Source organism: Nocardia sp. NPDC003726 (assembly GCF_053586955.1).
Genome location: NZ_JBSFNF010000008.1, coordinates 108,249 through 133,445 on the forward strand (window position 1 = coordinate 108,249; position 25,197 = coordinate 133,445).

The following is a 25,197-nucleotide window of genomic DNA, read 5'->3' on the forward strand; positions in this document are numbered from 1 at the left end:
CTCCGCACCGATCCCGGCCTCCGGACAGCACATCGGTTGCTGCCGCGGCGCCCATGTGTCGGGCCGGTGAACGCAACTTCGCAACGGTGCTAGCCGGTCTTGTGAAGAGGTTTGCGAAGGGGGCTTCTGTGTCGGTGCGGTTCACGCGGCCGGGTACCTTAGGTCAATGTTCTCGAAAGTCTTGGTTGCCAACCGTGGCGAGATCGCCATCCGCGCCTTCCGCGCGGCCTACGAACTCGGCATCGGGACGGTCGCCGTGTTCCCGTACGAGGACCGCAATTCGGTCCATCGGTTGAAGGCGGCGGAGTCGTACCAGATCGGCGAGCCGGGCCATCCGGTGCGGGCCTACCTGTCGATCGAGGCGATCATCGAGGCGGCCAAGTCGGCGGGCGCGGACGCGATCTACCCGGGCTACGGGTTCCTGTCGGAGAACCCGGATCTGGCGGCGGCGTGCGCGCGGGAGGGCATCACCTTCATCGGACCGTCGGCCGAAGTGCTCGAACTGGCCGGTAACAAGGCGCGGGCGATCGAGGCGGCGAAGGCCGCCGGGTTGCCGGTGTTGCGTTCGAGCGCACCGTCGTCGGACGTGGAAGAGTTGCTGGCGGCGGCGCGGGAACTGGAATACCCGATCTTCGTCAAGGCGGTCGCCGGTGGCGGCGGGCGCGGAATGCGCCGGGTCGCCGCGCCCGACCAGCTGCGCGAATCGATCGAGGCGGCCTCGCGGGAAGCGGAGTCGGCGTTCGGCGATCCGACGGTGTTCCTGGAGCAGGCCGTGGTGAACCCCCGCCATATCGAGGTGCAGATCCTGGCTGATCAGCACGGGAATGTCATGCACCTGTTCGAGCGGGACTGCTCGGTGCAGCGGCGGCACCAGAAAGTGATCGAGCTGGCGCCCGCGCCGAATTTGGACCCCGCATTACGCGAGCGGATCTGCGCGGACGCGGTCGCCTTCGCCAGGCAGATCGGCTACTCGTGCGCGGGCACCGTGGAATTCCTGCTGGACGAGCGCGGCAACCATGTCTTCATCGAGATGAACCCGCGCATCCAGGTGGAGCACACGGTGACCGAGGAGATCACCGACGTCGACCTGGTGCAGTCGCAGCTGCGCATCGCGGCGGGCGAGACGCTCGAGCAACTGGGTCTGAGCCAGGACGCCGTGACGATCCGCGGCGCGGCCTTGCAATGCCGGATCACGACCGAGGACCCGGCCAACGGATTCCGCCCCGACACCGGCCGCATCACCGCCTACCGCACGCCCGGCGGCGCGGGCATCCGCCTGGACGGCGGCGCGAACCTGGGCGCAGAGATCGGCGCCTACTTCGACTCCATGCTGGTCAAGCTCACCTGCCGGGGCCGCGACTTCGGCGCCGCGGTGGCGCGGGCGAGCCGGGCGCTGGCGGAATTCCGGATTCGCGGCGTGGCCACCAATATTCCGTTCCTGCTCGCGGTGCTGGACGATCCCGACTTCAGGGCGGGGCGGGTCACCACCTCGTTCATCGACGAGCGTCCGCAGCTGCTGACCCTGCGCAGGTCCGCCGACCGCGGCACCAAGATCCTCGACTACCTGGCCGACGTCACGGTGAACAAGCCGCACGGCGAGCGGCCGACCACGGTGTACCCGCACGACAAACTGCCCGCGATCGATCTGAGCGTGCCGCCGCCGGACGGCTCCCGCCAGCGCCTGCTGCGGCTGGGTCCGGAGGGTTTCGCGCGGGCGTTGCGCGAGCAGAAGGCGGTCGGCGTCACCGACACCACCTTCCGCGACGCGCACCAGTCGCTGCTGGCCACCCGGGTGCGCACCAACGGCCTGCTGGGCGTGGCGGGGCATGTGGCGCGGTTGACGCCGGAGCTGCTTTCGGTGGAGTGCTGGGGCGGTGCCACCTACGACGTGGGGTTGCGGTTCCTGTACGAGGACCCGTGGGAGCGGCTGGCGGCGTTGCGGGAGGCGATTCCGAACATCTGTCTGCAGATGCTGCTGCGCGGCCGCAACACCGTCGGCTACACCCCGTACCCGGAGGCGGTGACCCGCGCGTTCGTCTCGGAGGCGACCGCCACGGGCATCGACATCTTCCGTATCTTCGATGCCCTCAACAACGTGGACCAGATGCGTCCGGCCATCGACGCGGTCCGCGAGACCGGCACCGCGATCGCGGAGGTCGCGATCAGCTACACCGGGGATCTGGCGAATCCGGACGAGTCGCTCTACACCCTGGACTACTACCTGAAGCTGGCCGAGCAGATCGTGGACGCCGGCGCGCACGTGCTGGCGATCAAGGACATGGCCGGACTGCTGCGCGCCCCGGCCGCGACCAAGCTGGTCACCGCGTTGCGCAGCAATTTCGATCTGCCGGTGCACGTGCACACCCACGACACCCCCGGTGGCCAGCTGGCCACCTACTTGGCCGCGTGGCAGGCCGGAGCCGACGCCGTCGACGGCGCCAGCGCGGCGATGGCGGGCACCACCAGCCAGCCCGCGTTGTCGGCGATCGTCGCCGCGGCGGCGCACAGCGAGTACGACACCGGGTTGAATCTGCAGAACGTGTGCGACCTGGAGCCGTACTGGGAGGCGCTGCGGAAGGTGTACGCGCCGTTCGAGTCCGGTCTGCCCGCGCCGACCGGCCGGGTCTACACCCACGAGATCCCCGGCGGGCAGCTGTCCAACCTGCGCCAGCAGGCCATCGCGCTCGGGTTGGGCGACCGGTTCGAGGAGGTCGAGGCGAAGTACGCCGCCGCCGACCGGCTGCTGGGCCGTTTGGTGAAGGTCACCCCGTCCTCGAAGGTCGTCGGCGACCTGGCGCTGGCCCTGGTCGGCACCGGCGTCGACGTCGAGGACTTCGCCGCCGACCCGGGCCGCTACGACATCCCGGATTCGGTGATCGGCTTTCTGCGCGGGGAACTGGGCACACCCGCTGGTGGCTGGCCCGAACCGTTCCGCACCAAGGCGCTGGCCGGGCGCGGCGCGGCCAAGCCGGAAACCCCGTTGACGCCCGCGGACGAGAAGGGCCTCGCAGGCAGCTCCGAGGAGCGGCGGGCGACGTTGAACCGGTTGCTGTTCCCCGGCCCGACGGCCGAATTCCTCGCCCACCGCGAGAAGTACGGCGACACCTCCGGGTTGTCGGCCAACCAGTTCTTCTACGGCCTGCGCCGCGGTGAGGAACACCGGGTGCAGCTGGAGAAGGGCGTCACCCTGCTCATCGGCCTGGAAGCGATCTCCGAGCCCGACGAGCGCGGCATGCGCACGGTGATGTGCATCCTCAACGGGCAGCTGCGGCCGGTGTCGGTGCGCGACCGGTCGATCGCCAGCGAGATCCCGGCGGCGGAGAAGGCCGACAAGGCCAACCCGGGTCATGTCGCGGCGCCATTCGCCGGTGTCGTCACTCTCGCGGTGTCCGAGGGCGATTCGGTCGCGGCGGGCGACACCATCGGCACCATCGAGGCCATGAAGATGGAAGCCGCGATCACCGCGCCGCGCGCCGGCATCGTCGGCCGCGTCGCCATCGGCGCCGTGCAGCAGGTCGAAGGCGGTGACCTGCTCATCGAACTGGCGGTACGGGAGTCGTCGGCCGGATGACGCGGATCGTCGCGGGGACGGCGGGCGGACGGCGCCTGCGGGTGCCGCCGTCCGGCACCCGTCCGACCTCCGATCGCGTCCGGGAGGCGCTGTTCAGCGCGTTGGACGCCCGGCTGGACTTCGCGGGCGCGCGGGTGCTCGACCTGTACGCGGGTTCCGGCGCGCTGGGCTTGGAGGCGCTCTCGCGCGGCGCCGAGCACGCGCTGCTCGTCGAATCCGATCGCAAGGCGGCGGCCGTGGTTCGCGGCAATATCGCCGATCTCGGCCTGCCGGGCGCCGAACTGCGGGTGGCGACGGTGGCCAGTGTGCTGCAATCGGGCGGGGCGGGCGAGTTCGACCTGGTCTTCTCCGACCCGCCCTACGCGGTGGACAACGCCGTGGTGCTGGCCGACCTGAGCGCGCTGGCCGAACGCGGTTGGCTGCGTCCCGGTGCGCTGATCGTGCTGGAGCGCTCGGCGCGTTCGCCCGAAACAGTCTGGCCCGCAGGCTTCGTCCCGGCCAAGTCGCGCCGGTACGGCGAAACCCGCATCGAGCTGGCCGAGTTCGATCCGGAGGAATAGGAGCGGGTGCGGCCACTCGTGCCGGGCCGGGTGTGTCCTGCTAGCGTCGCCTCATGGCAGGAGCACTGTGCCCCGGGTCGTTCGACCCCGTGACCTACGGACACCTCGACGTCTTCACCCGGGCGGCGGCCCAGTTCGACGAGGTCGTCATCACCGTCATGATCAACCCGAAGAAGCAGGGCATGTTCACCGTCGATGAGCGCATGGAGATGCTGCGCGAGTCGACCGCGCACCTGGGCAACGTCCGGGTGGAGTCGTGGCAGGGCCTGACCGTGGACTTCGCCCGCGAGCAGGGCATCACCGCGATCGTGAAGGGCCTGCGCGACGCGGGCGACTTCGGCTACGAACTGCAGATGGCGCAGATGAACAAGAAGCTGTCCGGGGTGGACACCTTCTTCATCGCCACCAACCCCGCCTTCAGCTTCCTGTCCAGCTCGCTGGTCAAGGAGGTCGCCACGTACGGCGGCGACGTCGCCGACATGCTGCCCCCGTCGGTACACAAGCGCCTCCTCGACCGCTTGGCCGAACGAAAGAGCTGACGTACGGAGAGGCGGTTCAGAACACCAAACCGCGGAGGGCCAGGAAGCGCATGCCGCCGACCGCGGCGGTGATCGCCAGGATCGCGACGGCCTGAGCGGTGTCCCCGAGCCCGGGAGCCCACAAGCCCAGCGCGGCCAGCGCCGCCGTGCTGACGCCGAGTCCGACCAGCGCGAGGCCGCCGCCTTCCCATTGCGCGGTGAACCAGCCGACTCGTTCCGCCGCGTGGAAGGTGAGCTGGCGGTGCAGCTCGTTGGCGATCACGGTGCTGACGATCGAGCCGACGACGTTGGCGATCAGCGGTCCGACGCCGTGCATGGCGAGGAACAACAGGACGTAGGCGATGTTGCTGGAGCCGCCGACCAGCGCGAACCGGATCAGTTGGGCGAAGGCGCGATCACCGCGCAGATACCGGGCGAGCCGGCCGAACCCGGCCGTCACCGAGGTCGTCGGCAGTACCGGGGAGGGGCCGACCCAGGGCACGAAGAAGCTGGTGGCGCTTACTCCTCCGGGTCGCGGCAGTTCCAGTAGGGTCATCGTCTTTCCGATCGAACACAAGCCCTCGGCGGGGACAACGGCGATGGTGCTCGCGTGGCTTCCCCCGTCGACTCTTGACAGGTTCCGTTCGTCGGCCCGTATCGGGCACTGGCTGACGTGTCGGCGCCTGTCAACATTCGACGGCGGGTTGTCCGTACCTCCGGCTTCCTTGTCCGCGATCCGGGGAACGCGGTAGGTGCTGAAGATCTTGGTAGACCTTCCAGAAAAATGTAACACGAAGCGGAGAGGCGGTCTCCACTTGATTTCTGTGGCGTGCGAGACACCTGCACGACACACCGGAAAGTGACTCGGCACGAGCGGTGACGAGGGGCACACTGGGCGTCGGGCGGAGAGTTTCGCCGTGAGTCCGCAGGAGGGTAGTGAGCATGTATCGCGTATTCGAAGCGCTCGACGAACTGGTCGCCATCGTCGAAGAGGCGCGCGGCATCCCCCCGACCCGCAGCTGCATCGTGCCGCGCGGCGATGTGCTCGAACTACTCGACGACGTCCGCGACGCGCTGCCCGGCGAACTCGACGACGCCCAGGACGTGCTCGACCATCGCGACAAGATCGTCTCCGATGCCAGGACCGCCGCGGAGACCGCCGTGACCGGGGCCAACGAGCAGGCCGAGCGCACCATCAGCTCGGCGCGCGAGGAAGCCGACCGCATCCTCGCCGACGCCAAGGCGCACGCCGACCGGATGGTCGCCGAGGCGAGCGCGCACGCCGATCGCCTGGTCGCCTCCGCCCAGGAGGAGGCCGACCGGGTGGTCGCCGACGGCAACGCCGAGTACGAGGCGGTGACCGGGCGGGCGCGGCTGGAGTCGGAGCGCATGATCGAGGCGGGCAAGGCCGCCTACGACCGCTCCGTCGCCGACGGGCTCGCCGAGCAGGAGCGGCTGGTCACGCAGACCGAGGTGGTCCGCGCCGCGCACGCAGAATCGGCCAGGGTGATCGACGCCGCGCACGCCGAGGCGGATCGCCTGCGCGAGGAATGCGATCACTACGTCGACTCCAGGCTCGCCGATTTCGAGGAGACGCTGACCAGCACGCTGCGCACGGTCGGGCGGGGCCGCCATCAGCTGCGCAGCGGGGCGGGCGCACCCGACTACGCGTCCGAATTCCGCAGGTAGCGGCGGTGGGCTGCGTTTGGGCGTGCACCGTGTGATCGCGTATTGTTGAGTGGTTGCCCGTATCCCCTCGATCGTGAGTGAGTTCGTGATGTCCGCCGGTTCCGGTTCCGCCTCGCGTCCCCAGTCGGCCAAGCGCCGCTCGCCGGACGCGGGTTTCGTGCTGGACACCCGCAGCCTCGGCCGCAGGCCGGGGACGATGCGCGAGTTGCGCCGCACCGTCACCACCGAGGAGCGGATCGGTCTGGATCTGATCGGCGTTCCCGTCGGCGCGCAGGTGGAGTTCGACCTGCAGTTGCAGGCGGTGTCCGAGGGAGTGCTGGTCACCGGGACGGTCTCGGCGCCGCTGGAAGGCGAGTGCTCGCGCTGCCTCGAGCCGTTCACCGATGCCGTCACCCTCCAGGTGACCGAGCTGTTCGCCTACCCGGACAGCACCACCGAGCAGACCACCGAGGACGACGAGGTCTATCGCATGGACGACGACCTCATCGATCTCGAGCCGGTGGTGATCGACGCCGTCGGCCTCGAGTTGCCGCTGCAGCCGCTGTGCACCCCGGATTGCGCGGGACTGTGCCCGGAATGCGGCGTACGGATGGCGATTGCGGGATCCGACCATCGGCATGAGATACTTGACCCTCGCTGGGCCGGACTGGCTAAATTCGCCTCCGGATCGCCCGGCACCGGCAGCCCCGACGAGGGTGCGGCCGACCGAGACCGCTGAGCAAGACCGTCAGCCGAAACCGGCAGAGCAATTAGACAGAGGAGAAGTAGTCGTGGCCGTTCCCAAGCGCCGGATGTCCCGTTCCAACACCAGGTCGCGGCGCAGCCAGTGGAAGGCCGCCGCGCCGACCCTGATCACCTGCCCGAACCGCGCCTGCGGCGAGAAGACCCTGCCGCACATCGCCTGCCCGTCCTGCGGCACCTACAAGGGCCGCCAGGTCACGGCGGCGGTCTGACCGTACGACCTGTCGTAGCGACGTGACCGACGAACCCGACTCGTCCGGTGAACACGCGAGCCTTCTCGCCGCGTTGGGCGTCGACCTGCAGCCGGATCTGCTGCGTCTCGCACTGACCCATCGTTCCTACGCGTACGAGAACGGCGGCCTGCCGACGAACGAGCGTCTCGAGTTCCTCGGCGACTCCGTGCTCGGGCTGAGCATCACCGAACGGCTGTATCACGAGCATCCCTCGAAGACCGAGGGTGAGCTGGCCAAATTGCGCGCGAGCGTGGTGAACATGCGCGCGCTGGCCGAGGTCGCCCGCGGCCTCGGCGAGGGCGGGCTCGGCGCCCACCTGCTGCTGGGCAAGGGCGAGGAACTCACCGGCGGCCGGGACAAGGAGAGCATCCTCGCCGACGGCATGGAGTCGTTGCTCGGCGCCGTGCATCTCGAGCACGGCATCGAGGTGGCTCGTTCCGTGGTGCTTCGCCTGTTCGCCGAGCTGCTCGAGCGCGGCCCGCGGATGGGCGCGGGCCTGGACTGGAAGACCAGCCTGCAGGAACTCACCGCCGAGCGTGGTCTCGGCGTGCCCAGCTACGAGATCACCTCGACCGGGCCGGACCACGACAAGGAGTTCACCGCCACCACGGTGATCGGCGGCCGGGCCTACGGGCAGGGCGTCGGCCGGTCGAAGAAGGAAGCCGAGCAGAAGGCCGCGGGGGCCGCCTACGAGGCGCTGACCGCCGAAACCTGACGTGCCCGAACTTCCCGAGGTCGAGGTCGTGCGGCGCGGGCTCGCCGAGCACGTGGTCGGCCGGATCATCGAATCGGTGGCGATCACCCATCCTCGCTCGGTGCGTCGCCATCTCGAAGGCGCCGCAGATCTCGCCGCGCGGCTGACCGGCCTGAAGGTCGCCTCGGCCGAGCGTCGCGGCAAATTCCTCTGGCTCACCTTCGACGATCCGGAAGCGGCGCTGGTCGTGCATCTCGGCATGAGCGGCCAGATGCTGGTGCAGCCCGCCGACGCGCCGCTGGAGAATCACGCCCACATCCGCGCCACCCTCGGCGACGGCACCCAGTTGCGCTTCGTCGACCAGCGCACCTTCGGTGGTTGGACGCTCGCTCCGCTGGTCGAAGTGGACGGCACCCTGGTGCCGGAGCCGGTCGCGCACATCGCCCGCGACCCGCTGGATCCGCGGTTCGACGTCGAATCCGTGGTCGCCGTGATCCGGGGCAAGCAGAGCGAGATCAAACGCGTGCTGCTCGACCAAGGCGTCGTCTCCGGCATCGGCAACATCTACGCCGACGAGGCGCTGTGGCGTGCCAAGATCCACGGTGGGAGGCCCGCATCGGGGCTGTCCAGGCCCGCGGTGCGCGGGTTGCTCGCCGAAGTCGCGGCCGTGATGGGCGAAGCGCTCGCCGCGGGCGGTACGTCCTTCGACGCGCTCTATGTGAATGTCAACGGCCAGTCGGGCTACTTCGAACGGTCCCTCGCCGTATACGGTCGGGAGCACGAGCCGTGTCGCCGGTGTGGTGCGCCGATCATCCGCGAGCGGTTCATGAACCGCTCGTCCTACTCCTGCCCGCGCTGCCAGCCGAAGCCTCGGCGTCGTTAGCGCGGGCGAGCTACCGTTTCCTCAGGGCGGTTCGGAATTGTCAGCCGACCGTGAGGAAGGGAAGCATGCGCAAGCTCACCTATTACGTCGCGTCGACCATTGACGGATTCATCGCCACCGAGGACGGCTCGGTCGATTTCTTCCCGGTCGGCGGCGACCACGGTCCCTCGATCAACGCGCAGTACCCCGAGACGCTGCCCACCAAGGTGCGGGAGGCGATCGGGCTGGAGGAGCGCAATCGCTACTTCGACACGGTGCTGATGGGACGCAAGACGCACGACTTCGGCGTCCGCACCGGCACCTCGACCCCTTACGCGCATCTGCGGCAGTTCGTGGTCTCGACCACGCTGCCGGAGAGTCCCGATCCGGCCGTCGAGCTGATCTCGGAGAACCCGATCGAGAAGGTTCGTGCCCTGAAGCGGGAAAGCGGGCTCGGCATCTGGCTGTGCGGCGGCGGTGAGCTGGCGCAGGCGCTGCTGCCGGAGATCGACCAGATCTTTCTCAAGCTCTATCCGATCGTGCTCGGGAGCGGTCGCGCGCTGTTCGGCGCCGGGTCACGGCTGCCGGAACCGGCCAAATTCCGGGTGATCACCAGCACGGTGTTCGAAGACGGAGTGGCCTTCGTCAAATACAGCCGGGTGCACTGACCCGGTGCCCGGCCAGGAACCGACCGGGATGCCGGACGGCGCCGCGGCGCCCGGTCCGGAAGCGGCGCTGCGCGAGATCGGCTTCTGGCTGGAGCGCTCGAGGGCCGAGACCCACCGGGTGAAGGCCTACCGGCGCGCCGCCGATGTCGTCGCGGGGTTGTCCGCCGACGAGCGCGCGGCGCGCCGGGCGGCGGGCACCTGGACCGAGCTCGCCGGCATCGGCCCCAAGACCGCCGCCGTCATCGAGCAGGCGTACGCCGGCGTGGTGCCGCGGTACCTGGCCGAGTTGCGGGCGGCGGCGCAGCCGATCGGGGCGCCGGGCAAGCCGTTGCGGGAGCGCTTGCGCGGCGATCTGCACACCCACTCGAACTGGTCCGACGGCGGCAGCCCGATCGAGGAGATGATGCGGGTCGCGGCCGCGCTCGGGCACGAATACTGCGCCCTGACCGACCATTCCCCGCGCCTGACCGTGGCCAACGGCCTGTCCGCCGACCGGTTGCGCAGGCAACTGGACGTGGTCGCCGAACTCAACGAGCGGATGGCGCCGTTCCGTATCCTCACCGGCATCGAGGTGGACATCCTCGACGACGGCACCCTCGATCAGCAGGCGGATCTGCTGGCCCGGCTGGACATCGTGGTGGCCAGCGTGCACTCGCGGCTGCGGGACGACAGCGCGACGATGACCAAGCGCATGGCGTACGCGGTCGCCGACCCCAACGTCGACGTGCTCGGCCACTGCACCGGCCGCCTGGTCACGGGAGGGCGCGGCACCAGGCCGGAATCCACGTTCGACGCCGAGGTGGTGTTCGAGGCGTGCCGCACCTACGGCACCGTCGTGGAGATCAACAGCAGACCCGAACGCCTCGATCCGCCTTCGCGATTGCTGCGCCTGGCCGCCGAGATGGGATGTCACTTCTCGATCGACACCGACGCGCACGCGCCCGGGCAGCTCGACTGGCAAGGGTACGGTTGTGAGCGCGCGCTCGCGAACGGCGTCGCGCCGGAACGGGTGATCAACACCTGGCCGCTGGCGGATCTGCTGGCCTGGACTCGCGCGCGAGCGTGACCGCGGGGTCAACTGTTGTCGAACAGTACGACTTCGCTTGTGTCAGAGGGCTGTCGGCGCCGAGAATAAGGGCCACACGGATTGCTGGGGGGATCAACTGGTGGGCGACTTTCCGCTCGAAATCGTGCTCGCGCTCATCGGTATCGCGGTGCCCATCGGCGCGTTCCTGTGGGAGTTCGTCTTAGCGGGCCGCAGGCGCCTCGGCTATCGGGTGCAGATGGACACGCCCGTCACCGGTGAGATCGAATCGGTGTTCCCCGGTGTGCTGCCGCAGTTGCGCCCCTCAGCGGACGGCGCGAGCCCGGATCTGAAGGACATCTCGGTCGTTCTGGTGCGCGTCGAGAACAGCGGCATCACGACCATCGACAGTCATGACTACAAGGCGCCGGACGCCGCGCGGATCGGTTTGCACCTGCGTTTTCCGCAACGCCGCGTGATCGGCATGGCGGTGAACGAGCTCAGCGATCCGGCCTTGGCCGACAATCTCGACGCCGATTCCGGCATCGCGGTGCGCGAGGACACCGGCGGGCACATCGGCGTGATCGATCTGCCGAAAGTGCCGCTCGCCCCCGGCGATCACTACAAGATCCTGGCGATCCTGCAGCGTTCGGAAGGGATGGGCGAATACCCGCAGCCCGTGCTGCGTGGCGGCATCAAAGGCGGGCGGATCACCGAGACCCGTAGCCGCACCGGCGTTCCCCTGATGATGGTCGCGCTGACCGTGTTCCTGGTGCTGGTGATCATCGTCCAGTTGGTGGTGGCCGCTTTGGAGCCGTCGCCGACGCCGCTGGACTGCGCCTCGGGCAAACTGACCGTGCTCGGGTCGACGGCGTTCGCCCAGGTGATAAAAGACGCCGCCGAGCAATACCGCAAGAGTTGCGCCGGAGCCAGTTTCGCGTACGGCTTCGAGGGGTCCGAGCGTGGATTGGACCGGCTCGCCGAGCAGGGTACGGGCGATTCCGGCCTGATCGCCATCACCGACGGCGCCAAGGGCGGCGGTTACCCGGCGCTGGTGCACCGGCCGTTGGCGTTGTCGCTGTTCACCATGATCGCGCATCCCGGCGTCGGCGTCCGCGATCTCACCCTCGCCCAGATCCGGGATCTCTACCGGGGCAAGGTCGGCAACTGGCGCGAGGTGGGCGGTCCGGACCTGCCGGTGGTGCTGGTCAACCGGATCCCCGGCTCCGGAACGCGCACCATTTTCGAACGCAGGCTGCTGGAAGGCGCGCAGCCGGAGCGCCCGCACGTGAGCTGCACGGCGCTGAAGGGCACCGTCACCACCGCGCCCGCGCAGTGCGAGGTGCAGGTCACCGCAGACATGCGCAAGGCGGTGGCGGAAATACCAGGGGCGGTCGGCTATTCCGAGTTCGCCGAGGCCGTCGCCGCCGGTCTGCCGACGATCGCGATCGATGGCGTCGGCGCGAGCCGGGACGCCGCCGTGCGGCGCGCCTATCCCTTCTGGGGCGTGGAGTACGCATACAGTAACGGCGAGTTGCCCGGTGGTTCGCTCGCCGCGAGTTTCCTGCACTTCCTGACCGATAGGACCGGCAAAGAGGTGCTGCGCGCACACGGCAACGCGCCGTGCGCCGACCTGCCCGACCCCGGCCGCTGCCTGCCCGATCAGTGAACCGGCAAGGCGGGGACACCGGACTACCCATCGGTAGCCGAACGAACGCTGGGTGCGGCGATTTTTCCCGAACTGTTTGGTTTGAACGACGCCCGCTGAGGTACCTCCCACTCGGCCCCCCTGATCATGCCGGAGGCGTGACCAGGCCAACCAAGCCCCATGGACGGCGGTGCAGCTAGGTCTTCACCCCCGCCGCGGCGGCCACTTAGTTCAGTTCGGCGCCCGGTACTCCGAGTGCTGGGTGAATGCGAGTGCTACTTGGTTGTCCCTGGAAGGAGGGTCATGAGCGCGCTTTCCGTGCCGATTTCCGCGCAGGCGTCGTCTGATCTGGAGATGCCGTCGTCCGACTACCTGCCGACAGATCGTTCCAGCGGCCCGTTCCGCATCGCGATGGTCGTGCCGCCGTACTTCGACGTCCCGCCCAAGGCGTACGGCGGTGTCGAGGCCGTGGTGGCCGACCTCGTCGACGCGCTGGTGGCCCGCGGCCACGACGTCACGCTGTTGGGCGCGGGTGAGCCGGGGACGAAGGCCAAGTTCGTGCCGGTGTGGGACCGAGCGCTGCCCGAACGCCTCGGAGAGCCGTTCCCCGAGGTCGTGCACGCGCTGCGGGTGCGTCGCGCGATCGAGAAGCTCATGGCCACTTCGGGTGTGGACCTGGTGCACGACCACACCTTCGCGGGGCCGCTGAACGCGACCGTCTTCCAGAACATGGGCCTGCCGACGGTGCTGACCGTGCACGGGCCCGTGGAGGACGACATCTACCGCTATTACCAGGATCTGGGCGACGAGGTCGCCTTGGTGGCGATCAGCGACCGCCAGCGCGAACTCGCGCAGGGTCTCAATTGGTCCGGGCGGGTGCACAACGCGCTGCACGTCGACGATTGGCCGTTCCGCGTCGAGAAGGACGACTACGCGCTGTTCCTCGGCCGGTTCAACGAGTGCAAGGCTCCGCATCTGGCGCTGGAAGCCGCGCACGCCGCAGGCATCCCGCTGGTGCTGGCAGGCAAGTGCAGCGAACGTCCCGAGCAGGCCTACTTCGAGGAGAAGGTGCGGCCGCTGCTGACGGAAAACGACCACGTGTTCGGTCTCGCCGACGCGACGGCCAAGCGTAAGCTGCTTGCGAACGCGCGTTGCCTGTTGTTCCCGATTCGCTGGGAGGAACCGTTCGGCATGGTGATGATCGAATCCATGGTCTGTGGCACGCCGGTGGTCGCGCTGCGCGGCGGGGCGGTGTCCGAGGTGATCGTCGACGGCGTGACCGGCCGCATCTGCGAGGATCCCGCCGAATTGCCCTCGGCCATCGAAGAGGTCCGGTCGATGGATCCGTACGCCTGCCGGGCGCACGTGCAGGCCAAGTTCGGCTCCGACACACTCGGCTTCGGCTATGAGCAGGTGTATCGCCGGGTGCTGCGCTCGAAGCAGCGGGCCGGCGCCGCGCCGCTGGTCACCACGGCGTCCGTGGCCACGCCGCTCGACGCCCCGGCGTCCGGCTCGCCGATCCGGATCGCGGCGAGCGGCTAGGCGTGACCGATTCCGCGCCCGTGAGCCACGCCCCCCTGAACTCCGGCGAGCCCGCCGGGTTCGGGGGGTGCGGCTCGGTGACCCTGGTCGAAGGCGGCACGTTCTGCCTGTCCAATCGGCTCGGCGACGTCGAACCGGGCAAGCCGCACGGCTTGTTCTTCCGGGACGCCCGCGTGCTGTCGCGCTGGGAGTTGCTGGTGAACGGCAAACCCGCCGAGTCGCTTTCGGTATTGAGTCCCGAGGCGTTCGCCGCCAGGTTCGTGTTGCGCAGGCCCCCGCAGGCGGGCCTGGCCGACAGCACGCTGCTGGTGGTGCGCGAACGGATCGTCGCCGACGGCATGCACGAGCTGATCACGCTGGAGAACATGGGCCGCGAGCCCACCGCGGTGCTGCTGGAATTGCACGTGGACGCCGACTTCGTCGATCTGTTCGCGGTGAAGGAAGGCCGCGCCGGTCACGGGCGGGCCGACGTGACGGTAGCCGACGGGGAGTTGGTGCTGCACGATCACGCCGACCGCAGCCGGGGCATCTCGATTTCGGCGACCGTGGAACCCGAGGTCATGCCCGGTTCGCTGCTGTGGAGGGTGATCGTGCCGGTCGGCGAATGCTGGCAGACCGAGATCATCGCCCAGCCGACCGTGGGCAACCAGCGTTTCCAGGCCATCTCGCCGGGGGAGCACTACAACGTCAGCGCGCCGGGCCGAAAGATCGAGGCCTGGCGCGACACCGCCACCGACATCGCCGCGTCCGACCCCGTGCTCACCCGGGTGCTGCGCCGCACCGAGAGCGACTTGGGTGCGTTGCAGATGCGCGACGAATCCGGCGACGCGCGGCCTTTCGTCGCCGCGGGCGCGCCGTGGTTCATGACCCTGTTCGGCCGCGACAGCCTGCTCACCGCGTGGATGGCGCTGCCGCTGGAGGCCGATCTGGCGCTGGGCACGCTGCAGCAGCTGGCCGAACTGCAAGGGCAGGACGTGAACCCGCTGACCGAGGAGGAACCCGGCCGCATCATGCACGAGATGCGCCGCGGGCCCGCGGGCGGGCAAGTGTTCGGCGGCAACATCTACTACGGAACGGCCGACGCCACACCGCTGTTCGTGATGCTGCTGGCCGAATGCCATCGCTGGGGCGCCGACTCCGAGGCGATCCGGCAACTGCTGCCTGCCGCCGACGCCGCGCTGCACTGGATCACCGACTACGGCGACCGGGACGGCGACGGCTTCGTCGAGTACCGCCGCGCGACCGACCGCGGCCTGATCAACCAGGGGTGGAAGGACAGCTTCGACGGAATCAACGACGCCACCGGCCATATCGCCGAAGCGCCCATCGCACTGTGCGAGGTGCAGGGGTATGTGCACGCCGCGATGCTGGCCAGAGCCGAACTGGCGGAGGCTTTCGACGACCCGCGCCTGGCCGGACAGCTAAGGGAACGCGCCGCGGAGTTGCGCGTCAAGTTCGCCGAACAGTTCTGGCTGGCCGACCGCGGGTGGTACGCCGTGGCGCTGGACGGCGGCAAGCGGCAGGTCGACGCGCTGACCAGCAATGTGGCGCACTGCCTGTGGTCGGGCATCGCCACCGACGAGCACGCGGCTGAGCTGGTGGCGCGGATGTCGGCTCCGGAGATGGATTCCGGCTTCGGGCTGCGCACGCTGGCGTCGAACATGGGCGCCTACAACCCGATGAGCTACCACTGCGGCTCGGTGTGGCCGCACGATACGGCGATCGCGGTGGCGGGCCTGCTGCGCTACCGGCATGTGCCCGGCGCGGTGGAGCTTGCGACTCGGCTGGCCACCGGCCTGCTGGACGCCGCGGCGGTGTTCGACGGGCGTCTGCCGGAGTTGTTCTGCGGCTTTCCCCGGTCGCGCTTCGCCACGCCGGTGCCGTATCCGACTTCCTGTTCGCCGCAGGCGTGGGCGAGCGCGGCGCCGCTGTTGCTGGTGCGCGCGTTCCTCGGGCTCGACCCCGACGCGCCCACCAGGACGCTCACGGTCCGGCCGCAACTGCCCGCGCGGTGGGGCAGGCTCTCGCTGCGCGCGTTGCGGCTCGGTGCCACCACCGTCGACCTGGAAGCCGAGGGCGCGCAGATCACCGCGGCGCGCCTGCCCGACGACTGGCGGTTGGTGACCAGGTGACCCGCACAGGTTGCCGCGCGGCGGAAGCGGGTACGCCCCCGATGTAGGGATATTGCAAGCCTTCTCGCACTGATACGCAGCACGGGAGGTGCACGATGCAGACATCGCTGGACACACAGGATCTGTGGCGGAGCCGGTACCGGGATTGTTCCGCGGAGCCGTCGACGGATCTCGACATGGATCGCGCCTTGTTCATCCGCAGCGTGCACGCCGGTCACGGCCCGGAGTGCCGCCAGTACCTCGCGGCGGCGGCGTACTGCCTCGCCCACGGGGACGAGCACTGAGCCAACGGCTTGCACGCCGCAAGAGCACCGAGCGTCCTGCCCGATGCCTGGTCTCGGCGTGAGGTCTACAGGATCGCGAAGGCCACCACGAGCCCGAGCGCGAAATGCGCGGCCGCCACCACGAGCACTTCAGTGGTGTAGGTGTCCGCGTGCAGCGCCGTGCCGATGTCGATGCCGAGCGCCCGTTCGATGACGCGCACCGAGACGACCTGGGCCACGATGCCGACCAGGCCGAACACCAGCGCGGCGATCAGGCCCTCGGAGAGCTTGCCGCCACCGCCGACGGCGAAGATGGCGAGCACGACGATGAACGCCATGCTGATCATGCCCGCCGCGGTGACGATGATGGCGTTCGGCTTCCCCGCGACCACCAGTTTGCGCAACTTGCCCGGCGTGGTCAGGTCGATGGCGTAGAAGCCGACGAGCATGAGCACCAAGCCGACGAGGGCGTAGAGGACGATCGCTCCCACACCCTCGCCGAGCGAGTTCCAGTACCCCGATTCCAGGGCGACTGCGGTCATCTTGATCCTTCCGGGACGGGTCGGCGTGCGGCCGAGATGGATTGGTGCTCGACGAGGACGCTGCTCAGTCGGTGGTGATGCGATGCGGGACGAAAGCGGAGCCGTCGTCGGTGATCAGTCCCGCTGTCTCGCGGATGCCGAGCCCCGCCGCGGCGTCGCCGACGATCCACGCGCCGAGCACCGGGCGCATGTCGTCGAATTCCGGCAGCGGGTCCAGCAATTGGTACACGTAGCCTTCCTCGCCGTAGACGCCGCCGGTCGCGGTCTCCAGTCCGGCGCCGACGATCGTCATGTTGGCGCCCTCGCGTCCCAGCTTCGGTTTGCGGATGTACTCGGTGAGCTCGTTGGGCTGGTCGAGATAGGCGGGCAGCAGATTCGGGTGGCCCGGGTACATCTCCCACAGCACCGCGAGGATCGCCTTGTTGCTCAGCAGCGTCTTCCACAGCGGCTCGATCCACATGGTCTCCGGCAGGCTGTCCACGACGCGTTTGCCGAAATCGTCGTCGAGCACCCATTCCCAGGGGTAGAGCTTGAAGACCGCCTCCATCGGCGCCTCGGCCAGGTCGACGAAACGTTCCAGCTCGGAATCGAATCCGATCTCCTCGATCGGCAGCGCGATGGTGTCGAAGCCCGCCTCGGCCGCGGTCTCCTGCAGGTAGGCGGTGGTGACGTTGTCCTCGCCCGTGGCGTCGGCGCCGGACCAGGTGAAATGCAGTTGCGCGGTGGGCAGCGCGTCACGCAGTTCGCCCCACCGATCGACCAGCTTCTCGTGCAACGAGTTCCACTGGTCGCCGCCGGGGTAGCGGTCGGTCAGCCAGTGCCACTGCACGATCGCCGCCTCCAGCAGCGAGGTCGGGGTGTCGGCGTTGTACTCCAGCAGCTTCGCCGGACGTCGCGCGTCGTAGCGCAGATCGAAACGCCCGTACACGTGCGGGTCGGAGCGCCGCCAGGACTCGGCGATCGGGCCCCAGCTCCACTCGGGCAGGCCGAAATCGGCGTACCGCTCGGTGAGCACGATGTGCTCCACCGCGTTCAGGCACATCGAGTGCAGGAGTTCGACGTCGGCCTCCAGCGCGAGGATCTCCGACATCTCGAACTCGTAGTGCACCGATTCGTCCCAGTACGGCCGCGGCTGACCGCTCGCGTCCCGTCCCGGGGAACCGTAGACCAGGCCCTGGCTTTCGATGATCTGCTGCCAGCCCGGCCGGGGCGTGTCCCGTACGCGTCGCATCTATGACCCTCCGCCGGTGCTCTTGCTGCCCAGGCCGCCGCGCTGAATGGTGGTGCCGCTCTTGGTCTTGATCTCGGCGCTCTTCGGCCTGATCGTGGTGCCGCCGGTGGGCGGCTTGCCGATGGCACCGGTGCCGCCGTAGTAGTAGCGGTACTGCGGCCCGCCGCCGAGGATGATCAGACCGGGATTGAGGCCGGTGTCGTTGACGAAACCGGGACGGCCGTCGCCGCAATAGGAATCGTCGACCACGATCTCTTGACCGTTCTCGGTTCTCACGCACTGGGCCGTGACCCGGTCCGGCGCGGCGAGGGCACGATAGGCCAGATAGCCGCCGCCGACCAAGGCCGCGACGCCGACGATGGCGACGCCGCCGATCATCACGCGCTTGCGGGTGCGCTTCTTGGCCTCCTCGGCCGCGATGGCCGCCTGCTGCGCTTCCTCGGCGCGCTTGCGCGCCTTCTCCCGCGCCCGCGCCTCGGCCACCGTGGGCGGGCGGGGCCGGGTCACGCCCGCTTCTTGGCGCTGGATGCTGCCGGGGCGCGGCGGCGCGGCGGATGGGCGGTCTGGACCGCTCGTGCCGCCGGACGGCGCCGAAGTGGGCGCCGACCAGTCGATTCCGGGCTGATCGGCGGCGTCCGGAGCGGGCGTGGTGGTCGATCGGTCGGCGCCGCCGGAGGCGGGCGTCGACCGGTCCTGTTCCTCGCCGGGCGCCGGCGTGGGCCGGTCCTCGGCCGGGCGCTGCGGCTCCGACGGCCGCGCGGGCTCGTCCCGGCGCTCGTCACCCGGATCTCGCGTGCTCATCGCTGCGACCCCCTCCTCGCCCGAACCACCACTACCGCTCCTCGAAACCGGTCAAATCACCCCGCGCGGGCTCCCAGCTTTCCACAACCAACTTGACCTGACCAGGTGTGTCCCCGGAACGCATGAGGCTCAGCAACCGCTCGCAAGCCGGTCGGGGCCCCTCGGCCACCACGTGCACGCGGCCGTCCCTGGCATTCGTCGCGTGCCCGGCCAGTCCCAGTTCCAACGCCCGCGACCGAGTCCACCAGCGGAAACCCACGCCCTGGACCAGCCCGTGCACCCAGGCGCTCAACCGAACGGCCTGGTCCATCAGGCCTCGATGTCGAACGACAGCGTCACCTTCGTGCCCGCCTTCAACGTCCGTCCCACCGTGCAGACCTTGTCGATGGCACGCTGCACGGTCACCAGCAACCGTTCTCGGGCCTCGTCGTCGAGTTCGCTGAGGTCGAGCTCGAACACCTCCTCCAGGTGCGGGTAGACCTCGTTCTCCCGATCGGCGTCGCCGGAGACGCGAATGGTCGCGTCGAAGTTGTCGCCGAGTTTGCGCGACAGCGGGAAGTCCGCGCTGAGGCCGGAGCAGGCGGCCAGCGCGATCTTCAGCAATTCGCCGGGGGTGAACACACCGGGAACGCCCTGCGATCCGATCAGGACTTCGGCGCCTCGGGAGCTGCGCCCGGTGTATGCCCTGGTTCCGGTGCGCTCCACCCACAACGTGGTGGGCTCCGGCGCGCTCGGCGCCGCGGTGGCGGTGACGGATGTAGCGGTCTGTTCAGCCATGGGTTCGATCCTGCCATTGTCGTCGCAATCAGCTCGCGGGCCTGGCAACGCCGCGCCAGGACCGGCCATTCCGCACGGTCGGCGGCCCGTGGCCGGGATTACTCCTGGAACCGGTAGCCCATACCCGCCTCGGTGAGCAGGTGTTTGGGACGCGATGGATCGTCCTCCAGTTTGCGGCGCAATTGCGCCAGGTAGACCCGCAGGTAGTGGGTCTCGGTGGCGTAGGAGGGGCCCCACACTTCGCGCAGCAGCTCCCGCCGCCCCACCAGCTTGCCCCGATTGCGCACCAGCATCTCGAGCATGCCCCACTCGGTGGGGGTCAGGTGGACGGTCTCGCCGCGCTTGGTGACCTTCTTGGCGGCCAGGTCGACGGTGAACGAGTCGGTGGTCACCACGGGCGCCGAGGCGTCGGGATCGGTGGCGCCGCGCCGGACCGCGGCGCGCAACCGGGCCAGCAGCTCGTCCATGCCGAACGGTTTGGTGACGTAGTCGTCGGCCCCCGCGTCGAGCGCTTCGACCTTGTCGGCGGAATCCGTCCGCGCCGACAGCACGATCACCGGAGCCGAGGTCCAGCCGCGCAATCCGGCGAGCACCTCGATGCCGTCCATGTCGGGCAGGCCGAGGTCGAGGATCACGACGTCCGGATGCCGGTCGGCCGCCGCCCGCAGGGCCGCGCCGCCGGTCGCGGCGGTGATCACCTCGTAGCCGCGGACCGAGAGATTGATCCGCAACGCGCGCACGATCTGCGGTTCGTCGTCGATCACGAGCACCTTCGTCGCCACCGCATCGGGCGTCTTCGTCACAACCGCCGCCTCCTGTGTCGTCGCGGACACCTCACTCACCCGCGCTCGTCGTCTCGTGTGCCACGGCGCCGCCCGTGCCGTCGGTCTCGGACGGCTTGCCGCCGGGCAGCTCGACCAGCATGGTCAATCCTCCGCCGGGTGTCGGCTCGGCGTGCACGGTGCCGCCCATCGCCTCGACGAACCCGCGCACCACCGACAGGCCGAGGCCGACGCCGGTGGTGTTGTCCCGGTCGCCGAGGCGCTGGAACGGTTCGAACAGTTGCTCCTCGGCGCCGTGCGGGATGCCGGGCCCGGTGTCGATGACCGCGATCGCGACCCGGTCGCCCGCGCGTTCGGCGGTGACGCGGACCGTGCCCGCGCGCGGGGCGTGGCGCAGCGCGTTGTCGAGCAGGTTGGCCAGCACCCGTTCCAGCAGGCCGCTGTCGGCGCGCACCGAGACGTCGCCCACCTCCACCCGGACCCGGTCCATCGCCGCACGCCGCAACCCGCGCGCGCCCATCCCGACGCTCACCAGGGCGCGGTGCACCACCTCGTCCAGGTAGACCCGCCGCAGCTGCGGCGTGACGACTCCGACCGCGAGCCGGGAGGAGTCGAGCAGATTGCCGACCAGCGCGGTGAGCTGATCCACCGATTCCTCGATGGTCTCCAGCAGTTCGGCGGTGTCCTGCGGGGAGAACTCGACGTCGTCGCTGCGCAGGCTGGAAACCGCCGCTTTGGCGCCGGCCAGTGGGGTGCGCAGGTCGTGGCCGACCGCCGAGAGCAACGCCCGCCGCAGGCGATCGGCCTCCAGCAGGGCCGCGGCGGCACTCGCCTCTTCGGCCAGGCGGGCCTGCCGGACCAGGGCGACGGCCTGGTTGGTGACCGCGTTGAGCACCGGACGGTCGGCGGCCGCCAGCGGGCGACCGGCCAGCAGCAGCCGGTGGCGGGCGTCGCCCGCTTCCACCACGGTGTCCGCGTCGGAGGGCTGCCGCGGCGGGTCGGCACCCACTTCGGCGAGCACGTGGTCGCCTTCCACCAGGCCGACCGCGCGTTGCGCGAAGACCTCTCTGATCTGTTCGAGCAGCCGGGGCAGGTCCGCGCCGTGCAGGATCGCGCCGGAGAACATGGTGAGCAGTTCGGCCTGCCGAGAGGCCTTGCGCGCCTGAGCGGTTCGCTTCGCGGCCAGGTCGACCAGCGCCGCCACCGCGACGGCGACGATGAGCAGCACCACCACGGTGATGAAGCTGTTCGGCTCGGCGATGGTCAGGCTGTAGCGCGGCGGCGCGAAGAACCAGTTCAGCAGCAGCCCGGACAACAGCGCCGAGAACGACGCGGGCACCACGCCGCCGAGCAGCGCCACCGCGACCACGCCGACCACGAACACGGCGCTGATCCCGCCGAGATCCAGCACCTCATCGAGGGAGGCGGCGCTGATCGCGCAGACCAGGGCCGGCACCAGAACGGCGGCGAGCCACGCGGCCACGGGGCGGCGCGGGTGCAGGCCCGCGTACCGGAATCCGCGGTGGGCCTGTTCGTGCGTCACCATGTGCACGTCGATCTTGCCGGAGCGCTGCACCACCGTGGAGCCGATGCCTTCATCGACCATGCGCGCCCAGCGCGAGCGGCGGGAGGTGCCGAGCACCAACTGCGTGGCGTTCACCTCGCGGGCGAACTCGAGCAGCGCCGTGGGCACGTCGTCCCCGGTGACGGTGTGCAGGGAGGCGTCCAGGCTGGCCGCGAGCTCACGCAACCGCGCCAGTCGTTCGGTGGAGACCCCGGCCAGGCCGTCGCCGCGCACCACGTGCACGACCACCAGATCGGCGCTGGATTTGGTGGCGATCCGGCTGGCCCGGCGCACGAGCGTCTCCGATTCCGGCCCGCCGGTCACCGCAACCACGACGCGCTCCCTGGCCTCCCACAGTTCGGTGATCCGGTGATCGGCCCGGTACCTGGCCAGCGCGGCGTCCACCTGATCGGCCAGCCACAGCAGCGCCAGTTCGCGCAGCGCGGTGAGGTACCCCGCGCGGAAATAGTTCCGCAGCGCCGCGTCGATCTTCTCGGCGGCGTACACGTTGCCGTGGGAAAGCCTGCGCCGCAACGCTTCCGGGGTGATGTCGACCAGCTCCACCTGGTCCGCCCCGCGCACCACCGCGTCCGGCACGGTCTCGCGCTGCCGGATGCCGGTGATCTGCTCGACGACGTCGTTGAGGCTCTCCAGATGCTGCACGTTGACCGTGGAGATCACGTCGATGCCCGCGTCGAGCAGTTCCGCCACGTCCTGCCAGCGCTTCTCGTGCGCGCTGCCGGGCGCGTTGGTATGCGCCAGCTCGTCGACCAGCACCACCGCGGGGGCGCGGCGCAGCACCGCGTCGACGTCGACTTCCTGGAAGATGCTGCCGCGATATTCGATCAGCTTCGGAGGGATGCGTTCGATGCCGTCGAGCAGTTCCGCGGTCTTCTCCCTGCCGTGCGTCTCGACCACCGCGGCCACCACGTCGCGACCCCGCTCCAGTCGCCGGTGCGCCTCGCCGAGCATGGCGTAGGTCTTGCCGACTCCCGGCGCGGCGCCCAGGTAGATCCGCAGCCGACCGCGTTTCACGCCTTCATCATCGCGCGTCGCGCCGCTCCGGCCGAGTATCCCGCGTTCGTCACGGCGCGCTGGCGCCCCACCGCCGCGCATCATCCGCCTCGAGCGCCACCGGTTGCGGCCGCGGTGCCCGCGCACGAGTTCCGATCGCGCGGATGACCAGCGCGCAGCAAACGAAGGCGACGACGAAGATCACTGCCGACATCGCGCTCCTTTCTTCTGTCCGGCTGGGTGGCACCGACAGGTCCCGCCCGGCTCTCCACTTCTACCGTCGCCAGACGGACGGACCTCGATTTTTACGGTGTGTTGACGGTCCGCCCGTGTTCCTTGACGCGTTGCTTGCGGGCGGTGAACGACCGTCAACGAACCGCAAATGCCGCGCACCGGGGCGTCAAGAAGTCGTCAGGAAACGGCCGCACGCGCCGCCGGGGCGCTTCACTCGCTGTGTCGCGCCGAAGCCCGGCGCGCGGATGGAGGTTGTCGAGTCATGTCGGTCGTGGTGTTCACCGCGCTCACCGTGGCGGCGTTCGCGCTGCTCGGACTGGTTCAGCGCGGGGTGGAGAAGTTGTGATCGCGAATCTGACCGGTCTCGTCCTCGCCGTCGGCGTCGCGGTCTATCTGGTCGCGGCGCTGCTGTTTCCCGAGAGGTTCTGAGTGAGCACGACAACCGCGGGGATCGTCTTCGTGGCCGCCCTGGTCCTGGCGCTCGCGCTGGTGCACGTGCCGCTGGGCGATTACATGTACCGGGTCTACGACGGCCGCGAGCACTCCCGCGTCGAACGTCTCGTCTATCGCGCGATCGGAGCGCACCCCGGAGTCGAGCAGCCCTGGCCCGTGTACGCGCGCAGCGTGCTGGCCTTCTCGGCGGTGAGCATTCTGTTCTTGTTCTTCTTCCAGCTCGTCCAGGGCGAGTTGCCGCTGCACCTGAACGATCCGGGCACCGCGATGACGCCCGCGCTGGCCTGGAACACCGCGGTCAGCTTCGTGACGAACACGAACTGGCAGAACTACTCCGGCGAATCCACCCAGGGTCATCTGGTGCAGATGGCCGGGCTGGCCGTACAGAACTTCGTCTCGGCGGCGGTGGGCATGGCGGTGGCCGTTGCGCTGGTACGCGGGTTCGCGCGCAGGCACACCGGCGACCTCGGCAACTTCTGGGTGGACCTGGTGCGCGGCACGCTGCGCATCCTGCTGCCGATCGCGTTCGTCTTCGCGCTCGTGCTGGTGGCGGGCGGCGTGATCCAGAACTTCCACCTGCACGACCAAGTGGCGCAGACGCTGGGCGGCGCCCGGCAGACGATCACCGGCGGCCCGGTCGCCAGCCAAGAGGTGATCAAGGAACTGGGCACCAACGGCGGCGGCTTCTACAACGCCAACTCCGCGCATCCGTTCGAGAACCCCTCCGCGTGGACCAACTGGGTGGAGGTCTTCCTGCTGCTGGTGATCAGCTTCTCGCTGCCGCGCACCTTCGGCCGGATGGTGGCCAGTCGTAAGCAGGGCTACGCGATCGTCGCGGTGATGGGGACGATCGCGCTGCTCGGCGTCACGCTGACCAATCTGTTCCAGCTCCAGCACCACGGCACGGTGCCCACCGCTATCGGCTCCTCGATGGAAGGCGTGGAACAGCGCTTCGGCGTGGCGAATTCGGCCACTTTCGCCGGTGCGACCACGCTGACCTCCACCGGAGCGGTCGATTCGTTCCACGACTCCTACACCAGCCTCGGCGGCCTGATGACGATGTTCGACATGCAGCTGGGCGAAGTCGCGCCGGGCGGCACCGGGTCGGGCCTGTACGGCATGTTGATCCTGGCGGTGATCACCGTGTTCGTCGCCGGGTTGATGGTCGGGCGCACCCCGGAGTACCTGGGCAAGAAGATCACGCCGCGCGAGATCAAACTGGCCGCGTCGTACTTCCTGATCAGCCCGCTGATCGTGCTGGTCGGCACGGCCGCGGCGCTGGCGATGCCGGGCCAGCGCGCGAGCATGCTGAACTCCGGGCCGCACGGGCTGTCGGAAGTGCTCTACGCGTTCACCTCGGCCGCCAACAACAACGGCTCGGCCTTCGCGGGCTTGACCGGCAACACCGAGTGGTACAACACCGCGCTCGGGCTGGCCATGCTCTTCGGCCGCTTCCTGCCGATCGTCCTCGTGCTCGCGCTGGCCGGTTCGCTCGCGCGCCAGGGCAGCACTCCCGCGTCGATCGGCACGCTGCCCACGCACCGGCCGCAGTTCGTCGGCATGGTCGTCGGCGTGACGGTGATCCTGGTCGCGCTCACCTTCCTGCCCGCGCTGGCGCTCGGGCCACTCGCCGAAGGAATCCACTGACATGTCC

General features: G+C 69.4%; 25 protein-coding genes. 16 read left to right on the plus strand and 9 right to left on the minus strand.

Features of this window, described 5'->3' with window-relative positions; genetic code table 11:
* Positions 1–166 precede the first annotated feature (166 nt).
* From ACWDMM_RS13300 to coaD, 3 genes are read left to right on the plus strand one after another with little or no spacing between them, the layout of a single operon-like run.
* Complete coding sequence (locus tag ACWDMM_RS13300) at positions 167–3,571, plus strand: pyruvate carboxylase (protein WP_449937506.1); 3,405 nt, start codon at positions 167–169, stop codon at positions 3,569–3,571.
* A complete protein-coding gene (rsmD, locus tag ACWDMM_RS13305) occupies positions 3,568–4,131 on the plus strand; it encodes a 16S rRNA (guanine(966)-N(2))-methyltransferase RsmD (protein ID WP_449937509.1) in 564 nt (187 codons plus the stop codon). The genes ACWDMM_RS13300 and rsmD overlap by 4 nt, the downstream gene beginning before the upstream one ends.
* 53 nt (positions 4,132–4,184) lie before the next feature.
* Positions 4,185–4,670 carry a pantetheine-phosphate adenylyltransferase gene (gene coaD, locus ACWDMM_RS13310; protein WP_195078681.1) on the plus strand — a complete coding sequence of 162 codons (486 nt, stop codon included), beginning with the start codon at positions 4,185–4,187 and terminating at the stop codon, positions 4,668–4,670.
* 16 nt (positions 4,671–4,686) lie between these two features.
* Here the strand turns inward: coaD and ACWDMM_RS13315 are convergent, their stop codons facing one another.
* Entirely contained in the window at positions 4,687–5,205 is a 519-nt protein-coding gene (locus ACWDMM_RS13315; RefSeq protein ID WP_195078682.1) for a GtrA family protein, read from the minus strand.
* Between the two features lie 386 nt (positions 5,206–5,591).
* Here ACWDMM_RS13315 and ACWDMM_RS13320 point away from each other — a divergent pair, with 386 nt between their 5' ends.
* The 10 genes from ACWDMM_RS13320 to ACWDMM_RS13365 all read left to right on the plus strand — a co-directional run bounded on the left by ACWDMM_RS13320 (position 5,592) and on the right by ACWDMM_RS13365 (position 15,882).
* Positions 5,592–6,338 carry a DivIVA domain-containing protein gene (locus ACWDMM_RS13320; protein ID WP_195078683.1) on the plus strand — a complete coding sequence of 249 codons (747 nt, stop codon included), beginning with the start codon at positions 5,592–5,594 and terminating at the stop codon, positions 6,336–6,338.
* An 88-nt stretch (positions 6,339–6,426) separates the two neighbouring features.
* Entirely contained in the window at positions 6,427–7,056 is a 630-nt protein-coding gene (locus ACWDMM_RS13325) for a YceD family protein (RefSeq protein WP_195078921.1), read from the plus strand.
* Positions 7,057–7,108: 52 nt separating this feature from the next.
* Positions 7,109–7,291, plus strand: coding sequence for a 50S ribosomal protein L32 (rpmF, locus tag ACWDMM_RS13330; RefSeq protein WP_039799574.1), 183 nt, complete (start codon positions 7,109–7,111; stop codon positions 7,289–7,291).
* A 22-nt stretch (positions 7,292–7,313) separates the two neighbouring features.
* Complete coding sequence (rnc, locus tag ACWDMM_RS13335) at positions 7,314–8,027, plus strand: ribonuclease III (protein WP_067797422.1); 714 nt, start codon at positions 7,314–7,316, stop codon at positions 8,025–8,027.
* 1 nt (position 8,028) lies between these two features.
* Positions 8,029–8,889 carry a bifunctional DNA-formamidopyrimidine glycosylase/DNA-(apurinic or apyrimidinic site) lyase gene (gene mutM, locus ACWDMM_RS13340; protein ID WP_449937513.1) on the plus strand — a complete coding sequence of 287 codons (861 nt, stop codon included), beginning with the start codon at positions 8,029–8,031 and terminating at the stop codon, positions 8,887–8,889.
* Positions 8,890–8,954: 65 nt separating this feature from the next.
* Positions 8,955–9,536, plus strand: a complete 582-nt coding sequence (locus ACWDMM_RS13345) for a dihydrofolate reductase family protein (protein ID WP_195078685.1) — start codon at positions 8,955–8,957, stop codon at positions 9,534–9,536.
* A gap of 28 nt (positions 9,537–9,564) precedes the next feature.
* Positions 9,565–10,602, plus strand: a complete 1,038-nt coding sequence (locus ACWDMM_RS13350; RefSeq protein ID WP_449937652.1) for a PHP domain-containing protein — start codon at positions 9,565–9,567, stop codon at positions 10,600–10,602.
* 100 nt (positions 10,603–10,702) lie between these two features.
* Positions 10,703–12,229, plus strand: coding sequence for a PstS family phosphate ABC transporter substrate-binding protein (locus ACWDMM_RS13355; protein WP_195078686.1), 1,527 nt, complete (start codon positions 10,703–10,705; stop codon positions 12,227–12,229).
* 333 nt (positions 12,230–12,562) lie between these two features.
* Positions 12,563–13,750, plus strand: a complete 1,188-nt coding sequence (locus ACWDMM_RS13360) for a glycosyltransferase family 4 protein (RefSeq protein ID WP_449937655.1) — start codon at positions 12,563–12,565, stop codon at positions 13,748–13,750.
* A 20-nt stretch (positions 13,751–13,770) separates the two neighbouring features.
* A complete protein-coding gene (locus tag ACWDMM_RS13365) occupies positions 13,771–15,882 on the plus strand; it encodes an amylo-alpha-1,6-glucosidase (protein WP_195078687.1) in 2,112 nt (703 codons plus the stop codon).
* A gap of 349 nt (positions 15,883–16,231) precedes the next feature.
* Here the strand turns inward: ACWDMM_RS13365 and ACWDMM_RS13370 are convergent, their stop codons facing one another.
* The 8 genes from ACWDMM_RS13370 to ACWDMM_RS13405 form a co-directional block, all read right to left on the minus strand.
* Positions 16,232–16,687: a DUF350 domain-containing protein gene (locus ACWDMM_RS13370; protein ID WP_067798388.1), complete on the minus strand. Its 456-nt coding sequence runs from the start codon at positions 16,685–16,687 to the stop codon at positions 16,232–16,234.
* Positions 16,688–16,751: 64 nt separating this feature from the next.
* Positions 16,752–17,918 carry a glutathionylspermidine synthase family protein gene (locus ACWDMM_RS13375; protein ID WP_449937516.1) on the minus strand — a complete coding sequence of 389 codons (1,167 nt, stop codon included), beginning with the start codon at positions 17,916–17,918 and terminating at the stop codon, positions 16,752–16,754.
* On the minus strand, positions 17,919–18,719 hold the full coding sequence (locus ACWDMM_RS13380; protein ID WP_449937518.1) for a hypothetical protein: 801 nt from the start codon (positions 18,717–18,719) through the stop codon (positions 17,919–17,921). It lies immediately after the preceding gene.
* A gap of 31 nt (positions 18,720–18,750) precedes the next feature.
* Positions 18,751–19,029, minus strand: coding sequence for an acylphosphatase (locus tag ACWDMM_RS13385; RefSeq protein WP_449937520.1), 279 nt, complete (start codon positions 19,027–19,029; stop codon positions 18,751–18,753).
* On the minus strand, positions 19,029–19,496 hold the full coding sequence (locus ACWDMM_RS13390) for an OsmC family protein (RefSeq protein ID WP_195078691.1): 468 nt from the start codon (positions 19,494–19,496) through the stop codon (positions 19,029–19,031). The genes ACWDMM_RS13385 and ACWDMM_RS13390 overlap by 1 nt, the downstream gene beginning before the upstream one ends.
* A gap of 98 nt (positions 19,497–19,594) precedes the next feature.
* Positions 19,595–20,299, minus strand: coding sequence for a response regulator (locus ACWDMM_RS13395; RefSeq protein WP_323124206.1), 705 nt, complete (start codon positions 20,297–20,299; stop codon positions 19,595–19,597).
* A gap of 31 nt (positions 20,300–20,330) precedes the next feature.
* A complete protein-coding gene (locus tag ACWDMM_RS13400) occupies positions 20,331–22,877 on the minus strand; it encodes an ATP-binding protein (protein ID WP_449937522.1) in 2,547 nt (848 codons plus the stop codon).
* Positions 22,878–22,926: 49 nt separating this feature from the next.
* Entirely contained in the window at positions 22,927–23,070 is a 144-nt protein-coding gene (locus ACWDMM_RS13405) for a hypothetical protein (RefSeq protein ID WP_195078693.1), read from the minus strand.
* Positions 23,071–23,238: 168 nt separating this feature from the next.
* Here ACWDMM_RS13405 and ACWDMM_RS13410 point away from each other — a divergent pair, with 168 nt between their 5' ends.
* Genes ACWDMM_RS13410 through kdpA form a run of 3 tightly spaced genes read left to right on the plus strand, consistent with a single transcriptional unit; the run spans position 23,239 to position 25,190 of the window.
* Entirely contained in the window at positions 23,239–23,436 is a 198-nt protein-coding gene (locus ACWDMM_RS13410; protein ID WP_357107867.1) for a hypothetical protein, read from the plus strand.
* Positions 23,433–23,519 carry a K(+)-transporting ATPase subunit F gene (gene kdpF, locus ACWDMM_RS13415; protein WP_353963128.1) on the plus strand — a complete coding sequence of 29 codons (87 nt, stop codon included), beginning with the start codon at positions 23,433–23,435 and terminating at the stop codon, positions 23,517–23,519. Before ACWDMM_RS13410 ends, kdpF begins: the two co-directional genes overlap by 4 nt.
* A complete protein-coding gene (kdpA, locus tag ACWDMM_RS13420) occupies positions 23,520–25,190 on the plus strand; it encodes a potassium-transporting ATPase subunit KdpA (RefSeq protein ID WP_449937524.1) in 1,671 nt (556 codons plus the stop codon).
* Positions 25,191–25,197 lie beyond the last annotated feature (7 nt).

Bases quoted from the DNA above. Each gene is read 5' to 3' on its own strand.
- rsmD (WP_449937509.1), top strand. From the start codon at position 3,568: ATGACGCGGATCGTCGCGGGGACGGCGGGCGGACGGCGCCTGCGGGTG.
- ACWDMM_RS13315 (WP_195078682.1), bottom strand. From the start codon at position 5,205: ATGACCCTACTGGAACTGCCGCGACCCGGAGGAGTAAGCGCCACCAGC.
- ACWDMM_RS13350 (WP_449937652.1), top strand. From the start codon at position 9,565: ATGCCGGACGGCGCCGCGGCGCCCGGTCCGGAAGCGGCGCTGCGCGAG.
- ACWDMM_RS13380 (WP_449937518.1), bottom strand. From the start codon at position 18,719: ATGAGCACGCGAGATCCGGGTGACGAGCGCCGGGACGAGCCCGCGCGG.
- ACWDMM_RS13345 (WP_195078685.1), top strand. From the start codon at position 8,955: ATGCGCAAGCTCACCTATTACGTCGCGTCGACCATTGACGGATTCATC.
- ACWDMM_RS13325 (WP_195078921.1), top strand. From the start codon at position 6,427: ATGTCCGCCGGTTCCGGTTCCGCCTCGCGTCCCCAGTCGGCCAAGCGC.
- ACWDMM_RS13360 (WP_449937655.1), top strand. From the start codon at position 12,563: ATGCCGTCGTCCGACTACCTGCCGACAGATCGTTCCAGCGGCCCGTTC.
- ACWDMM_RS13405 (WP_195078693.1), bottom strand. From the start codon at position 23,070: ATGTCGGCAGTGATCTTCGTCGTCGCCTTCGTTTGCTGCGCGCTGGTC.
- ACWDMM_RS13385 (WP_449937520.1), bottom strand. From the start codon at position 19,029: ATGGACCAGGCCGTTCGGTTGAGCGCCTGGGTGCACGGGCTGGTCCAG.
- ACWDMM_RS13300 (WP_449937506.1), top strand. From the start codon at position 167: ATGTTCTCGAAAGTCTTGGTTGCCAACCGTGGCGAGATCGCCATCCGC.
- ACWDMM_RS13320 (WP_195078683.1), top strand. From the start codon at position 5,592: ATGTATCGCGTATTCGAAGCGCTCGACGAACTGGTCGCCATCGTCGAA.
- ACWDMM_RS13370 (WP_067798388.1), bottom strand. From the start codon at position 16,687: ATGACCGCAGTCGCCCTGGAATCGGGGTACTGGAACTCGCTCGGCGAG.
- coaD (WP_195078681.1), top strand. From the start codon at position 4,185: ATGGCAGGAGCACTGTGCCCCGGGTCGTTCGACCCCGTGACCTACGGA.
- ACWDMM_RS13390 (WP_195078691.1), bottom strand. From the start codon at position 19,496: ATGGCTGAACAGACCGCTACATCCGTCACCGCCACCGCGGCGCCGAGC.
- ACWDMM_RS13410 (WP_357107867.1), top strand. From the start codon at position 23,239: ATGCCGCGCACCGGGGCGTCAAGAAGTCGTCAGGAAACGGCCGCACGC.
- ACWDMM_RS13375 (WP_449937516.1), bottom strand. From the start codon at position 17,918: ATGCGACGCGTACGGGACACGCCCCGGCCGGGCTGGCAGCAGATCATC.